Below are 14,783 nucleotides of genomic sequence, written 5' to 3'. Positions count from 1 at the left end.
GTGCCCCCATGAGCGTGAGCATCCGCAACCAGCTTCCCGGCACCGTCACTGCCGTCACGCCGGGCGAGGCCATGGCGACGGTCAGGGTCCGCCTCACCGGCGGTCAGGCCCTCACCGCGGCGATCACCCGCGAGGCGGCCGACGACCTCGGTCTTGCGCCGGGCACCGCCGTGCGAGCCCTGGTGAAGTCGACGGAGGTCTCGCTGGCCACCGCCCCCGTCGAGGGCCTGTCCATCCGCAACCGCCTCCCCGGCACGGTCACGGACATCGCGACCGGCGACGCCATGGCGTCCGTGCGGGTCACGGTCGAGGGCGGCGAACTGACCGCCGCGATCACCAGGGACGCCGCGGACGACCTCGCCCTGTCGGCCGGAACCCCCGTCGTTGCCCTGATCAAGTCGACCGAGGTGTCCCTGGCCGCCGAATGACGGGAGGGGCCCCGCACCGCGGAGCCCCTCCGACACGACCTGCCGGGTCGGTCAGTCCTCGTACGCGTCCAGCGGCGGGCAGGAGCAGACCAGGTTCCGGTCGCCGAAGGCCTGGTCGATGCGGCGCACCGGCGGCCAGTACTTGTCGGCGACCGAGACCCCGGCCGGGAAGACGGCATCCTCACGGCTGTAGGCGTGCTCCCACGCCCCGGCGAGCGTCCCGGCCGTGTGCGGGGCGCCCCGGAGCGGGTTGTCGTCCGCGGGCCACTCGCCGGAGCCGACCTTCTCGATCTCCGCGCGGATGGCGACCATCGCCTCACAGAACCGGTCCAGCTCGGCCAGGTCCTCCGACTCGGTCGGCTCGATCATCAGCGTCCCGGCCACCGGGAACGACATCGTCGGCGCGTGGAAGCCGTAGTCGATCAGCCGCTTGGCGACGTCGTCGACACTCACCCCGGACGCCTTGGTCAGCGGCCGCAGGTCGATGATGCACTCGTGCGCGACGAGCCCGCCGGGGCCGGTGTAGAGCACCGGGTAGTGCGGCTCCAGGCGCTTGGCGATGTAGTTGGCGCTGAGCACGGCCACCTGCGTGGCCCGCTTCAGCCCCTCGCCGCCCATGAGCCGGACGTACGCCCAGGAGATCGGCAGGATGCCGGCGGAACCCCACGGCGCCGCGGAGATGGGACCGACACCCGTCTCCGGGCCCGCCTCGGGCTGGAGCGGGTGGTTCGGCAGGTACGGCGCGAGGTGCTCACGCACCGCCACCGGACCGACGCCCGGGCCGCCGCCGCCGTGCGGGATGCAGAAGGTCTTGTGCAGGTTCAGGTGCGAGACGTCACCGCCGAAGTGCCCCGGCTTGGCGAGTCCCACGAGCGCGTTGAGGTTGGCGCCGTCGACGTAGACCTGGCCGCCCGCCTCGTGCACCTGGGCGCAGATCTCGGAGACGTGCTCCTCGAACACACCGTGCGTGGACGGGTACGTGATCATCAGCACCGACAGCTCGTCGCGGTACTGCTCGATCTTGGCCCGCAGGTCCTCGACGTCGATCTCGCCGTCGTCGGCGGTCTTCACGACGACGACCTTCATGCCCGCCATCACCGCGCTCGCGGCGTTGGTCCCGTGCGCGGACGACGGGATCAGGCACACCGTGCGCTGCTCGTCCCCGTTGGCCCGGTGGTACCCGCGTACGGCGAGCAGACCGGCCAGCTCTCCCTGCGACCCGGCGTTGGGCTGGAGGGACACCTTGTCGTACCCGGTGACCTCCGCCAGACGGTCCTCCAGCTCACGGATGAGCGTGAGGTAACCCCCGGCCTGCTCGACGGGCGCGAAGGGGTGCAGTTGCCCGAACTCGGGCCAGGTGACCGGCTCCATCTCCGTGGTCGCGTTGAGCTTCATGGTGCAGGAGCCCAGCGGGATCATGCCCCGGTCCAGCGCGTAGTCGCGGTCGGCCAGCCGGCGCAGGTAGCGCAGCATGGCCGTCTCGGAGCGGTGCTGGTGGAAGACGGGGTGCGTCAGGTACTCGTCGGTCCGCAGCAGAGCGTCCGGAAGCCCCTCTTCCGTGGTCGCGTCCAGCGCCTCGATGACCCCCTCGACCCCGAAGGCGGCCCACACGGCACGCAGCTGGGCCCGGGTCGTGGTCTCGTCGCAGGCGATCGAGACGTGGTCGGCGTCGACGAGACGGAGGTTGACGCCGTTCTCCCGCGCGGCGGCCACGACCTCGGCGGCCCGGCCGGCGACGCGTACGGTCACGGTGTCGAAGTAGGAGCCGTGCACGACCTCGACCCCGCCGTTCGCGAGCCCGGCGGCGAGAACCGTGGCGTACCGGTGGGTGCGCCGCGCGATGCCCTTGAGGCCCTCCGGCCCGTGGTAGACGGCGTACATGCCGGCCATGACGGCGAGCAGGACCTGTGCGGTGCAGATGTTGCTGGTGGCCTTCTCGCGGCGGATGTGCTGCTCACGGGTCTGGAGTGCCAGCCGGTAGGCCTTGTTCCCGTCGGCGTCCACGGACACGCCGACGAGCCGTCCGGGCAGGCTGCGCGCCATCTTGTCCTTGACCGCCATGTAACCGGCGTGCGGACCGCCGAAGCCCATCGGCACACCGAAGCGCTGCGTCGTCCCGACGGCGATGTCCGCGCCGAGTTCACCGGGCGACTTCAGCAGCGTCAGCGCCAGCAGATCGGCGGCGACGGTGACGAGCGCCCCGAGTTCGTGGGCCTGGTCGATGACCGGCTTGATGTCGCGTACGGCTCCGGAGGCGCCCGGGTACTGGATCAGCACGCCGTTGATCTCGCGCTCGGCGATCTCGGCGGGGATGCCCTCCCCGAGGTCGGCGACGACGACCTCGACGCCGGTCGGCTCGGCCCGGGTCCGGATCACGGCGACGGTCTGCGGCAGCGCGTCCGCGTCGACCAGGAAGAGACCCTTCTTGTTCTTGCCGAGACGCCGCGACAGCGCCATGGCCTCGGCGGCCGCGGTGCCCTCGTCCAGCAGCGAGGCACCGGAGGTGGGCAGTCCGGTGAGGTCGGCGACCATGGTCTGGAAGTTGAGCAGCGCCTCGAGCCGCCCCTGCGAGATCTCCGGCTGGTACGGCGTATAGGCCGTGTACCAGGCCGGGTTCTCCATGACGTTGCGCATGATGACCGGCGGCGTGAACGTGCCGTAGTACCCGAGTCCGATCATGGAGCCGAGGACCTGGTTGCGGTCGGCGAGGGAGCGCAGCTCGGCGATCACCTCGGCCTCGCTGCGGGCGCCCGGCAGGTCCAGCGCCTCGGCGCTCCTGATCACGGCCGGGACCGCGGCGGCCGTGAGCTCGTCCAGCGAGCCGTAGCCGACCTGCGCGAGCATCTTGGCGCGGGCCTCGTGGTCGGGGCCGATGTGACGCTGCTCGAACGGAACTGCCTCTTCGAGTTCGGAGAGCGGGATGCGATGGGCGGTCATTTGCGGAGGCCTCCTGGTCTGACACGACCTTCGGGGGGCACCACGGCACGGGTACCCGAACGGCCTCCCCCTCTGTCATCTCAACCTGAGAGCTTCACCGGATCGCCCGAAGGCCTCCGGTTTTCACCGTCGGTGAGAGCGGAAGCCGTCGACACCCGCCCTGCTTTCCAGAGTGACCTCGTCCGTGCGGTACGTGTGCCTGAGAGATTCCGGGGAGGATTTGCTCCTTCGGCGCCTCCGATGGTGTCTGGAGGACTCTCCCGCACGGGGTCAGCAGCCGCTGCCAGCGTACCAGCGCGGTCCACGCACGAACCTTCGAGTGGCCACCTCTCCGATTGTGCCGTTTTGTAGTGCCTACGGATGAGTTGCGACCATGTGGAGGGCCCGTGCGAACCGATATCGATCCGCGCAATCTGATCGGCCGCAAGGCGTTCGACCGCAAGGGAACCAGGATCGGCACGATCGACGAGGTCTACCTCGACGACGCCACCGGCGAGCCGGAGTGGGCGGCCATACGGACCGGCCTGTTCAGCAGGGACGCTTTCGTCCCCCTCGAACCCAGTGAACTGATCGACGGCGCCCTCCACGTGCCCTTCGACCGCGCCCTGATCAAGGACGCCCCCGACTTCGGCGTGGGCCGCCATCTCTCCCCCGAACAGGAACTCCAGCTCTATCACCACTACGGCCTCCACGTCGCCGCGCCTCCCCCGCTGCCCGACCACGACTTCGGCAAGCTGGCGGGCAGGGACGAGACGGCCTGAAGCCCCGGCCGGCCGTCTAGGGGACAGCTGACCGCACCCCCACGGTCCCGGCCCCGCCCACTGGCCCACCGCCGCTCTCCCCGGGAGTCGCTAACACCAGCGGCAACGGATCCGCGGGCTCCAGGTCCGGATCGTCGACCCGGAACGTCCGCACCCGCCCGGGCTGAGAGCCGGGCGTCTCGAACCGCACAGTGACCCGCCCCAGACCGCTGCCCTGCACCCATCCGTGCCCGAACAGGGCGTGCCGTACGTCGTGCCCGGCGGGCCACCGCCGCTCGGCGAGCGCCGGCTGCTCCTCGGCCGGCACCTTGGCGTCCTCCTCGAGGGGCGCCTCCGCCCCCGGCCGCTCCCCCGCCGCCTGCGCGAAGAGATCCTCCTGTGTGTAGTCGGCGAGCCCGCTGACGCCCACCCCGAGCAGCCGCACACCGCCCGTCGTGTCGACCGAGTCGAGCAGCCGGGCCGCCGCCTCGCGGATCACCCCGGGATCGTCCGTCGGCCCGCGCAGCGTCTCGGACCGGGTGAGCGTCGAGAAGTCGTACCGCCGCACCTTCAGCACGATCGTCCGCCCGGACAGCCCGGCCCCACGCAGCCGCCGCACGCACCGGTCGGCCAGTCGCTGCACCTCGAGACCGACCCGCACCCGGTCGTGGATGTCCACGTCGTACGTGTCCTCGACCGACACCGACTTCGTCTCCCGCTCCGCCACCACGGGCCGGTCGTCCCGCGCGAGCGCCATGGCGTACAGGCCGTGCCCGTGCGACTTTCCCAGCAGCCGGACCATCTCGTCCTCGCCCGCCTCGACGATCTCCTCGATCGTGGTGATCCCGGCCCGCCGCAGATGGTCGCCCGTCGCCGGCCCGACCCCCGGCAGCGTCCGCACCGACATCGGCCCGAGCATCGCCCGCTCGGTGCCCGGCTCGATCACCACCAGCCCGTCCGGCTTGGCCTGCTCCGAGGCAATCTTCGCGAGCATCTTGGAGGCGGCGAGCCCCACCGATCCCGTGAGTCCGGTGGCGGCCCGTATGTCCGCGCGCAGCTGCCCCCCGACCAGCCGCGCGGACTGCTCGTCCCAGGCCGCTCCCCCGGCTTCCAGGTCCACGAACGCCTCGTCCAGGCTCAGCGGCTCCACCAGCGGTGACAGCGCCCGCAGCAACTCCATCACCCGCTCGCTGATCGCCTTGTAGAACCCGAAGCGCGGCACGAGATAGGCGGCGTTGGGCGCCAGCCGCCGGGCCTGCCCCATCGGCATCGCCGAATGCACACCGAAGGCCCTCGCCTCGTACGACGCCGTGGCCACCACGCCCCGGGGCCCGAGCCCACCCACGACGACGGCCTTCCCGCGCAGGCTCGGCTTGGACGCCTGCTCCACCGAGGCGAAGAAGGCATCCATGTCGAGGTGCAGGATCGTGGGCGCGGTTCTCACATCTCCGATGCTGCCCTACGCCACTGACAACGCCCCCGCAACCGCCCTGACACCCCCGGGAGGAACCGCTTGCAGCCCGGCGCGGAAACGTCCCGCCTGCAACGGCCAGGGGGGCACCGCACTGCCGGACGGTTCAGACGGCCCGGTTCCGCCGCCGCGCCAGCTCGTCCGCCGGGTTGGGCCCGACCAGGGTCTCGCCGGTGTCGATCCGCTCCCCGTGCAGCTGGGACAGCGCGCTCTCGACATCCCGCCACACCACGCCCACGGCGATCCCGAAGACGCCCTGGCCTCCCTGGAGCAGCGCGTGGACCTCGTCCGGCGAGGTGCACTCGTAGACCGTCGCCCCGTCACTCATCAGCGTCATCCGCTCCAGATCGCGGAAACCGCGTTCTCTGAGGTGCTGGACGGCCGTGCGGATGTTCTGGAGCGAGACCCCGGTGTCGAGGAACCGCTTGACGATCTTCAGGACGACGACGTCCCGGAAGCTGTACAGCCGCTGCGTCCCCGACCCGTAGGCGGGGCGCACACTCGGCTCGACGAGGCCGGTGCGGGCCCAGTAGTCCAGCTGCCGGTAGGTGATACCGGCGGCCGCGCAGGCCGTGGGGCCGCGATAGCCGATCTGCTCGGACGCCATGGACGTCGTCCCTCCGCTGCTCGGCACAGCCGTCGGTCGCTGCGGAACGTGATCAGCCATCCCTCCGGGCTGGGGACACCCCCCGCTCGGGCGGAGCCGTGAGCCCGGGGGAGGGTACGGACCGCTCGCCCTGAGACTGCGCTCGGGGCCACCCCCAGCCGTACCGTCGCCGCTGCTTCTCACGCCGACCTCCGTCCTTGACCTGCCCTCTCGACGGTAGGCAGTCACCGGGGGTGCGTCAACGATCGCCACACTCGCCACGCCGAGTGATAATCACCCTAAGAGTGGTTTCCCGTGCCCCACCGCGGGGAAAGGCTAGCCGAATGCCCCCGATGCGGGCCGCGTGACGCTCTCTCGCCTCCGTCACATGCGGGCATTTCACCCGTCACACACACGGCGGGCGACCCTGCCGCGGACCACATCGTCCGCCGGGCCGCCCACACGCCTCACTGGCCTCTGGCATTCCCCGCCATCCGGCTCTCACCGGATCCGGAGCTCACTGGCTGCTGCTGCCGAAGTCCTCCGGGGAGATCTGGTCGAGGAACTCGCGGAACTTCTCCACCTCGTCCTCCTGCTCGTCCGGGATCGCGATACCGGCGTCGTCGAGCACCGTGTCACTGCCGTAGATCGGCGTTCCGGTGCGCAGGGCCAACGCTATGGCGTCGGACGGGCGGGCGCTCACCTCGACGCCGCTGGCGAAGACCAGCTCCGCGTAGAAGACGCCCTCACGCAGGTCCGTGATGCGCACTTCCGTGAGCTCCTGACCGACGGCCTCCAGCACGTCCTTGAACAGATCGTGGGTCAGCGGCCGCGCAGGAGCCATGCCCTGCTGGGCGAAGGCGATCGCCGTCGCCTCACCCGGTCCGATCCAGATGGGGAGGTAACGGTCGCCTCCCACTTCACGCAGCAGCACGATCGGTTGGTTGGAGGGCATTTCCACCCGGACACCTACGACATCGAGCTCGTTCACACAGCAACCCTAGGCCGTGCTCGGGATGTTTGGGTAGTCGGGCCGGGAACGGGCGCCTGTTCCGGTCGCCCACGACCGGCCGTCTCAGGGCAGCCGCACACCCAGCGCCGTCTGCACCAACGCGGCGTGCAGCCTCACCGTGAGCCCCGCCAGCTCCTTGGCACGGGCCTCCGCATGAGCCCTGGTCTGCGGGTTCCGGTGCCGCTTCAGCGGGGCCACCACCTGGTCCACCAGCCCGGCCTCGCGGTCGGCGGCGGCCTTCATCACGCGCAGGTGCCGCGGCTCGATCCCGAACCGCCCCAGCTCGGCGATCAGCGACGCCACCGTGACCGCCTCCGCGTCGTACACCCCGTCCTCCAGGGGGGTGACGAGCCCGTACGACTCCCACTCCCCGAGCTCCTCCTCGCCGACGCCGGCGGCGGCGAGGAGCTCCTCACGCCCGATCCTGGCCGCCGTGGGCGCCTCCGGGGGCTCGGGGACGCTCTCGCCCTCACGCTGACGGCCCAGCGTCGGAAGCTGGACGGCCTCACCGCGCTCCATGGCGTCCAGATGCTCACGGATCACCTTCAGGGGCAGATAGTGGTCCCGCTGCATCCTCAGGACATGGCCGAGGCGCTCGACGTCATGGGCGCTGAACTTGCGGTACCCCGACGGGGTCCGCTGTGGCTCGATGAGCCCCTCCGCCTCCAGGAAACGGATCTTGGAGATGGTGACCTCGGGGAACTCGTCGCGCAGCACGTTCAGCACCGTGCCGATGCTCATCAGCCTGTCCGTGGCGGCGGCGCCGTGCCCGGCACCGCCGCTCGGTGTTTGAAGCATGGACCTTCCCTGACGGACGGACCTTCGCGGGGTTCCCCGGACGAAATCCGGTCAGTAGCCCCGCTGGCTGGCGTAGAAGACCAGCCGGTACTTGCCGATCTGCACCTCGTCGCCGTTGTTCAGGGCGACCTGGTCGATCCGCTCGCGGTTCACGTACGTGCCGTTCAGGCTGCCCACGTCGGCCACCGTGAACGAGCCGTCCTGACCTCGGCGGAACTCCACATGGCGCCGGGAGACCGTCACGTCGTCCAGGAAGATGTCGCTCTGCGGATGACGCCCGGCCGTGGTCAGATCGCCGTCCAGCAGGAAGCGGCTGCCCGAGTTCGGCCCGCGGCGCACGACCAGGAGCGCGGAGCCCAGCGGCAGCGCGTCGACGGCCGCCTGTGCCTCGGGCGACAGCGTCGGCATCGGCGTCTGGCCGGTGGTCTCGCTGTCGTAGGCCTCAAGACCGGAGATGGAGATCGTGGAGGTCGTCTCGGACGGACGCTCCGCCGCCGCCCCCGCCCGCAGCGGCGCGCCGCAGTTGGAGCAGAAGCGGCTGTTCTCCGCGTTGCGGTTACCGCACCTCGTACACACCAGGGCCGACATCGGATCCTCCTGCCGCGGCTGCCCACCGGGGGCATTGGACGCATACGGGTCGGAAAACCCTCCACCCGCACTTGAGGTTGACGGTTGCCCGAAACCTATGCCGCCGGGCTGCGCGGGGTCAACCGACGGCGCGCCCTGACCTCCGGAAATGTCACCGCCCGGGCCACCGACCTGGTCCCGGAACAGCGGCCGCTGGCCCTCCGCGTCAGGCTGTGCGCGATGGCGAGCGGTCGCATTGTCGCTGCCTTCTCGCGCGCTCTTGCCGAACAACTTCGCAAACAACTTCACGGGCGATTCCCCTTGACCGAAACAGACCCGCCCGTGGGGCAGGACGAACCCTGACTGAACACTCTGGCCGACCCGGACATCCTGACAACGTCCGTCTGCACCAGACAGTTTCCACCACGCACCACCCATTCGGTGCGCCGACCCCCCGCAACCTCATGCCCTCGCCCGACCTCGCCCATGCACCCCCGGTTCACTGGGAGGACGACCGAGCGTAGTCAGGCCGCTTCACCTGCCGCAAGGCGTCCACGACGATCTTGGTCGACCGCTCGATGGTGACCGTGGCCTGTTCCTTCTCGAGAGTCTGCACCACGCCTCCGGGGATGTTGAGCGCCGGCTCGAGATCCTGCGGCTTGCCGATGACCTTGAAACGATAGGGCGCGTTGATCTTGTTCCCGTCGACGCTCACGCCCTTACCGGAGTCCGCCAGGTACGTGCCCGCGACAACCCGCACGCCGTTCACCTGGATCGCCTCGGCACCCGCCGCCCGCAGCTCCTGCACCGCGTCGAGCAGCATGTCCGCCTCGACCGTGCCCTTGGTGTCCATGATGGTCATGGTGATGCCGGGCCCCTGCGCGGCCACGGTGCCGGCCAGGATGCCGAGTTGCCTCTCCTTCTCGACGGTCTGCTTCCGGGCCTCCTCGGCCTGGTCCGAGCTGTTCTCCAGCTCGTCGCGCTGCTTCTCGAGGCCCTGCTTCTCGTCCTCAAGACGCTGCGTACGGTCGTCCAGTTCATCGAGGATGCGGACGAGATCTTCCTGACGCGCACCGCGCAGCGCGCTGTCACTGTCACTGTGCGAGGCCACCTGCACGGCCAGCCCGAACCCGAGACCGAACAGCAGCAGCGCGACGATGAGTTGGGCCCGTGAGACCCGTGGCGGCCACAGCCCCTTCACCAGCCGCTGCCGACCGGTCAGCCGCGGCTCGGACTCGGGACCGGCACCGGACCCGGGAGCCGTCCGCGGTTCGGGCGCCGGTTCCGGTTCTGATGCCCGTTGTGGTGCTGGTTCTGGTTTTGGTTCATGGGCGTCCTGGGCGGCAGGCGCCGGCGTGGACACCTCCTGGGGCAGTTCCCTGCGCAGCCGGTTCCCGGACTCGCCGTTCCCGTCGCGCTGGTCCGCGCGCGTGCCGCCGTTCTCCTCGGAGCGCTTGTCGTCGTGCTCGCTCATCGGCCTCACGCCCGGAACACGTGCCGGCGGATCGCCGCGGCGTTGGAGAAGATCCGGATACCGAGGACGACCACCACACCGGTGGACAGCTGGGCACCCACGCCCAGCTTGTCCCCCAGGAACACGATCAACGCGGCCACCACCACGTTCGACAGGAACGACACCACGAAGACCTTGTCGTCGAAGATGCCGTCGAGCATGGCCCGCAGGCCACCGAAGACGGCGTCGAGCGCCGCCACGACAGCGATCGGCAGATAAGGCTCGACCACCGCCGGAACCTCAGGCCGGACCAACAGGCCGGCCACGACTCCCACGACGAGGCCCAGTACGGCGATCACGATGTGCCCTTCTCGCTCTTCTCAATGCTCGGCTGTGCTGTACGTACGATCACACTCGGCGCGGCAGGCAGCCGCAGGTCGTCCTCCACGGAGATGCCTGTCCTGATGCCGTAACTCTCCTGGAGCGCGTTCAGATACAGCCCGTCCGCGCTGTCCTGGAACCGAGTGCTCAGCCGCTGCCCGTCCCCCACCGCGAGTACCGTGTACGGCGGCACCAGCGGCTTGTTGTCGACCAGTATCGCGTCCCCCGCGGCCCTGATCGCGGACAGGGCCGTCAACCGCTGCCCGTTGATCGAGACGGCCTCGGCGCCCGACTCCCACAGCCCGTTGACCACGCGCTGCATGTCCCGGTCGCGCACCCGGCCCGTGTCGGAGAACCCGGTGGTCTCACGCGGGTCGCCGTCACCCCCCGAGCCGGCTTCCTTGGCGTCGTTCACCACGAGCTTCACTCCGGGGCCGTGCACCGCTGTGGCGCCCGACAAGATGCCCACGATGTCGGACTCGACGCTCCCACCGCTGTGCTTCAGCGCCTCCCGCTGGCGCGCGCTCACGTCCTCGCGCAGCCGGTCGACGGAGTCCTCCAGCTTGTCCGCCGCCTCGGTCTCCCGGTCGATCCGGTCGACCAGTTCCTCCCGCTCCTTGGCGACGACCGGAGCGGCGACGCGCGCCTGGGCCGCTCCCACGGTCACGACGAGGGCCGCCAGCACCAGGCCGGCAGCCAGTCCCAGCTTCGCCCTGAGCGTCCTCGGCATGCCACCGTCGCCCGCGGCCTTCTTGCGCGCGGCGGCCTCGGCGTATCCGTCGTCGAGGCTGTGGTCCATGACATTGGTGATCAACGACATGGACGCGTCCGGGCGCCGGGGCCGCGTCGGTGTGCTCCGAATGGGGGGTTGCTGCGGCATGCCGCACATCGTCGCACGTCGCGGCCACTACCTCCGAAACGGCCCCACGGCGTGCCGGACAGGCCCCGTTGGGGACACTTGTCCGGCACGCGTGCGTGCGGCCCGTTTACCGGCCGGCGCTGTCCACGACCGCCGACCACTCGTCCAGCAGGGCCTGCGCGGAGGCGTCGTCCGGCCCCTCGGCCCACAGGTGGGTGACGGCCTCGGCCGGGTCGGGCAGCACCATCACCCAGCGGCCGTCCGTCTCCACCACCCGCACGCCGTCCGTGGTGTCCACGAACCGGTCTCCGGCCGCCTCGACGACCCGCCGCATCACGAGTCCCTTGACGGCCCACGGTGTCGCCAGATCCCGCTTCAGGACGTGCGCCCGCGGGATCCGCGCGTCGATCTGGCTGAGCGTGAGCTGCGTCCGCGCCACGAGCCCGATGAGCCGTACGAAGGCCGCGGTGGCGTCGTACACGCTGCTGAACTCAGGGACGATGAACCCGCCCTTGCCGTCGCCACCGAAGATCGTCCCTTCCTCACCGCCCACGCGCGTGAGGTCGTCGGGAGACGTGGTCGTCCACTCGACCTGGGTCCCGTGGTACGCCGCCACCTGCTCGGCGATCCGGGTCGTGGTCACCGGCAGCGCGACCCGGCCGCTGCGCCGCTCGGCCGCGATGAGGTCGAGCATCACGAGCAGCGCCCGGTCGTCCTCGATGATGCGACCCTTCTCGTCGACGAGGGACAGCCGCTCACCGACGGGATCGAACCGCACCCCGAACGCGGCCCCCGAGGACGCCACGATCTCCCCAAGACGCACCATTCCCGACCGCCGCATGTCGGCCGTCTCCGTCGGCCTGGACTCGTCGAGACCGGGATTGATCGTCAGCGAGTCGACACCGAGCTTCCCCAGCAGACTCGGCAGGACGAGTCCCGCACTACCGTTGGACGCGTCCACGACGACCTTCAGGCCCGAGTCCGCGATCCCGGTGGTGTCGACGTTCCGCAGCAACGACCCTGTGTACGAGTCGAAGACACTCGCCGGGAAGTGCAGGTCACCGATCTCCCCGGGGAACGCACGCCGGTACTCCTGCCGCGCGAACACCCGGTCCAGCTTTCGCTGGCTGCCCTGCGACAGATCGGCGCCCTGCCCGTCGAAGAACATGATGTCGACGGAATCCTGCACCCCGGGGGTCGTACGGATCATGATCCCGCCCGCACTGCCGCGCGCCGTCTGCTGCCGGGCCACGGGCAGCGGCACGTTCTCCAGGTCCCGTACGTCGATGGCGCTGGCCTGCAGCGCGGAGATCACAGCTCGCTTCAGCGCGCGGGCACCACGCGAGTGGTCGCGGGCCGTGGTGACGGTCGAGCCCTTTTTCAGGGTGGTCGCATAGGCCCCGGCAAGCCGCACCGCCAGCTCCGGCGTGATCTCCACGTTCAGGATTCCGGACACACCCCGGGCGCCGAAGAGGTGTGCCTGTCCCCTGGATTCCCAGATGACGGAGGTGTTGACGAAGGCACCGGCCTCGATGGTCTTGAACGGATAGACCCGCACATTGCCCTGAACGATCGATTCTTCACCGATCAGGCACTCATCACCGATGACCGCGCCGTCCTCGATCCGCGCCGCGCGCATGATGTCGGTGTTCTTCCCGACCACACAGCCCCGCAGATTGCTGTGGGGCCCCACGTAGACGTTGTCGTGAACAACGGCCTTGTGCAGAAAAGCGCCGCTCTTGACGACCACGTTGGAGCCCACGACGGTGTGCTCACGGATTTCGGCGCCGGCTTCGACCTTGGCGTAGTCCCCGATGTACAGCGGCCCGCGGAGCACGGCGTCGGGATGGACCTCGGCCCCTTCGGCGACCCACACCCCGGCGGAGATCTCGAACCCGTCGATGTCGACGTCGACCTTGCCCTCCAGGACGTCGGCCTGGGCCTTCACATAGCTCTCGTGCGTGCCGACGTCCTCCCAGTAGCCCTCGGCGACGTAGCCGTAGATGGGCTTGCCTTCCTTCATCAGCTGCGGGAAGACATCGCCGGACCAGTCGACGGGCACGTCGGCCTCGACGTAGTCGAAGACCTCGGGCTCCATCACGTAGATACCTGTGTTCACGGTGTCGGAGAAGACCTGGCCCCAGGTGGGCTTCTCGAGGAAGCGCTCCACCTTGCCTTCCTCGTCGACAATGGTGATACCGAATTCCAGCGGATTGGGCACCCGCGTCAGACAGACCGTGACCAGCGCACCCTTCTCCTTGTGGAAATTGATGAGCTCGGTGAGGTCGAAATCCGTCAGCGCATCGCCCGAGATGACGAGGAAGGCATCGTCCTTCAACGCCTCTTCGGCGTTCTTGACGCTTCCGGCGGTACCGAGTGGCTTCTCCTCATTGGCATAGGTGAGCTCCATACCGAGCTCTTCGCCGTCACCGAAGTAGTTCTTGACGAGCGAGGCCAGGAACTGGACAGTTACGACTGTTTCGTTGAGCCCATGCCTTTTGAGCAGCCGCAGCACATGCTCCATGATCGGGCGGTTGGCCACGGGTAGGAGCGGCTTGGGCATGCTCGAGGTCATGGGGCGAAGGCGCGTGCCTTCGCCTCCGGCCATCACGACGGCCTTCATGTCGGAAGCGTCCTCCTCAAAGAGACGACGGTCTAGCCGACTTCCCCCGCGAGGATTGTCCCGCACTTTTCCACCACGGGCCATCGCACCGCTTCAGTGGGAGCAATCCGCGAGTTCAATCGGGCATGGCGTCCGCACGGACCAGGCGGCGGACTTGTACTACGTAGAGGACTCCTGCCCACCAGTACAGCGTTGTACCCCATCCGGCGAACGCCCATCCGAAAATAGCAGCCAGTGACGAGATCCAACCACTTCCGTCGCTGAGCAGGAGCAGCGGGAAGGCATACATCAAGTTGAAGGTGGCGGCCTTGCCCAGGAAGTTCACCTGGGGCGGCGGATAGCCGTGCCGGCGGAGGATGCCCACCATCACCAGCAGAACCAGCTCCCGCGCCAGAAGTACAGCGGTCAACCAGAGGGGCAGAATCTCGCGCCAGGTGAGGCCGATCAATGTCGAAAGAATGTAGAGCCGGTCGGCCGCGGGGTCGAGGAGCCGGCCGAGGCTGCTGATCTGGTTCCAGCGCCGCGCGAGCTTGCCGTCCAGGTAGTCACTGATGCCGCTCAGAGCCAGCACCAGAAGTGCCCAGCCGTCACTCTTGGGCCCACCGAACTCAGGCCGCAGAATCAGCCACAGGAAGAGGGGCACGCCGACGAGGCGCGCCATGCTGAGGATGTTCGGGATGGTGAGCACACGGTCCGTCTGGACGCGAGTCTCCTGAACCTCCACCCGGGGGCCTCCTGTGGGAAACGTGCCAACGATGCCCCCTGACCTTACCTCAACGCAAAAAAGCTCTGGCTCTCGGGCTGAGTGCCCAAGAGCCAGAGCTCTAAAAGGAGTTCGGCGGCGTCCTACTCTCCCACAGGGTCCCCCCTGCAGTACCATCGGCGCTGTAAGGCTTAGCTTCCGGGTTCGGAATGTAACCGGGCGTTT

13 protein-coding genes, 1 rRNA gene and 1 riboswitch are annotated in these 14,783 nt (G+C 69.3%); of the genes, 2 read left to right on the top strand and 12 right to left on the bottom strand.

Annotation, left to right across the window (positions count from 1 at the left end):
- The first annotated feature begins 8 nt into the window (after positions 1-8).
- Complete coding sequence (locus tag AC07F0_RS34005; RefSeq protein ID WP_478983783.1) at positions 9-428, top strand: TOBE domain-containing protein; 420 nt, start codon at positions 9-11, stop codon at positions 426-428.
- Between the two features lie 51 nt (positions 429-479).
- On the opposite strand, the gene gcvP is transcribed toward AC07F0_RS34005, so the two are convergent.
- On the bottom strand, positions 480-3,365 hold the full coding sequence (gene gcvP / locus AC07F0_RS34000; RefSeq protein ID WP_478983782.1) for an aminomethyl-transferring glycine dehydrogenase: 2,886 nt from the start codon (positions 3,363-3,365) through the stop codon (positions 480-482).
- A gap of 177 nt (positions 3,366-3,542) precedes the next feature.
- Positions 3,543-3,638: riboswitch (glycine riboswitch) on the bottom strand.
- A gap of 113 nt (positions 3,639-3,751) precedes the next feature.
- On the opposite strand from gcvP, the gene AC07F0_RS33995 reads away from it, so the two are divergent.
- Positions 3,752-4,126 carry a PRC-barrel domain-containing protein gene (locus tag AC07F0_RS33995; protein ID WP_478983781.1) on the top strand — a complete coding sequence of 125 codons (375 nt, stop codon included), beginning with the start codon at positions 3,752-3,754 and terminating at the stop codon, positions 4,124-4,126.
- Between the two features lie 16 nt (positions 4,127-4,142).
- Here the strand turns inward: AC07F0_RS33995 and AC07F0_RS33990 are convergent, their stop codons facing one another.
- The 11 genes from AC07F0_RS33990 to rrf form a co-directional block, all read right to left on the bottom strand.
- On the bottom strand, positions 4,143-5,549 hold the full coding sequence (locus tag AC07F0_RS33990; RefSeq protein ID WP_478983780.1) for a DNA polymerase IV: 1,407 nt from the start codon (positions 5,547-5,549) through the stop codon (positions 4,143-4,145).
- A 133-nt stretch (positions 5,550-5,682) separates the two neighbouring features.
- Positions 5,683-6,366 (bottom strand): MerR family transcriptional regulator, encoded by a 684-nt coding sequence (locus AC07F0_RS33985; protein ID WP_436730557.1) that lies wholly within the window; start codon positions 6,364-6,366, stop codon positions 5,683-5,685.
- A 313-nt stretch (positions 6,367-6,679) separates the two neighbouring features.
- Entirely contained in the window at positions 6,680-7,153 is a 474-nt protein-coding gene (locus tag AC07F0_RS33980; RefSeq protein WP_003988851.1) for a bifunctional nuclease family protein, read from the bottom strand.
- Between the two features lie 84 nt (positions 7,154-7,237).
- Complete coding sequence (ftsR, locus tag AC07F0_RS33975; protein WP_478983779.1) at positions 7,238-7,972, bottom strand: transcriptional regulator FtsR; 735 nt, start codon at positions 7,970-7,972, stop codon at positions 7,238-7,240.
- A gap of 51 nt (positions 7,973-8,023) precedes the next feature.
- Positions 8,024-8,977 carry an FHA domain-containing protein gene (locus AC07F0_RS33970; RefSeq protein ID WP_478983778.1) on the bottom strand — a complete coding sequence of 318 codons (954 nt, stop codon included), beginning with the start codon at positions 8,975-8,977 and terminating at the stop codon, positions 8,024-8,026.
- A 61-nt stretch (positions 8,978-9,038) separates the two neighbouring features.
- Entirely contained in the window at positions 9,039-10,013 is a 975-nt protein-coding gene (locus tag AC07F0_RS33965) for a DUF881 domain-containing protein (RefSeq protein WP_478983777.1), read from the bottom strand.
- A 5-nt stretch (positions 10,014-10,018) separates the two neighbouring features.
- Positions 10,019-10,351, bottom strand: coding sequence for a small basic family protein (locus tag AC07F0_RS33960; RefSeq protein ID WP_003988855.1), 333 nt, complete (start codon positions 10,349-10,351; stop codon positions 10,019-10,021).
- Entirely contained in the window at positions 10,348-11,262 is a 915-nt protein-coding gene (locus tag AC07F0_RS33955) for a DUF881 domain-containing protein (protein ID WP_478983776.1), read from the bottom strand. Before AC07F0_RS33955 ends, AC07F0_RS33960 begins: the two co-directional genes overlap by 4 nt.
- Positions 11,263-11,359: 97 nt before the next feature.
- Entirely contained in the window at positions 11,360-13,855 is a 2,496-nt protein-coding gene (locus AC07F0_RS33950) for a sugar phosphate nucleotidyltransferase (protein WP_478983775.1), read from the bottom strand.
- Between the two features lie 115 nt (positions 13,856-13,970).
- On the bottom strand, positions 13,971-14,579 hold the full coding sequence (gene clsA, locus AC07F0_RS33945; protein WP_478983774.1) for a cardiolipin synthase ClsA: 609 nt from the start codon (positions 14,577-14,579) through the stop codon (positions 13,971-13,973).
- 109 nt (positions 14,580-14,688) lie between these two features.
- A 5S ribosomal RNA gene (gene rrf, locus AC07F0_RS33940) occupies positions 14,689-14,783 on the bottom strand; the annotation flags it as partial.

It is taken from the genome of Streptomyces sp. NPDC045955 (genome assembly GCF_056430805.1).
The sequence above is the reverse complement of the archived record's forward strand: the minus strand, read 5'-3'. Positions and strand labels throughout refer to the sequence as shown.

Coding starts and splice junctions, on each gene's coding strand:
- AC07F0_RS34005 (WP_478983783.1), top strand. CDS start 9: ATGAGCGTGAGCATCCGCAACCAGCTTCCCGGCACCGTCACTGCCGTC.
- gcvP (WP_478983782.1), bottom strand. CDS start 3,365: ATGACCGCCCATCGCATCCCGCTCTCCGAACTCGAAGAGGCAGTTCCG.
- ftsR (WP_478983779.1), bottom strand. CDS start 7,972: ATGCTTCAAACACCGAGCGGCGGTGCCGGGCACGGCGCCGCCGCCACG.
- AC07F0_RS33970 (WP_478983778.1), bottom strand. CDS start 8,977: ATGGGTGGTGCGTGGTGGAAACTGTCTGGTGCAGACGGACGTTGTCAG.
- AC07F0_RS33965 (WP_478983777.1), bottom strand. CDS start 10,013: ATGAGCGAGCACGACGACAAGCGCTCCGAGGAGAACGGCGGCACGCGC.
- AC07F0_RS33955 (WP_478983776.1), bottom strand. CDS start 11,262: ATGTGCGGCATGCCGCAGCAACCCCCCATTCGGAGCACACCGACGCGG.
- AC07F0_RS33950 (WP_478983775.1), bottom strand. CDS start 13,855: ATGAAGGCCGTCGTGATGGCCGGAGGCGAAGGCACGCGCCTTCGCCCC.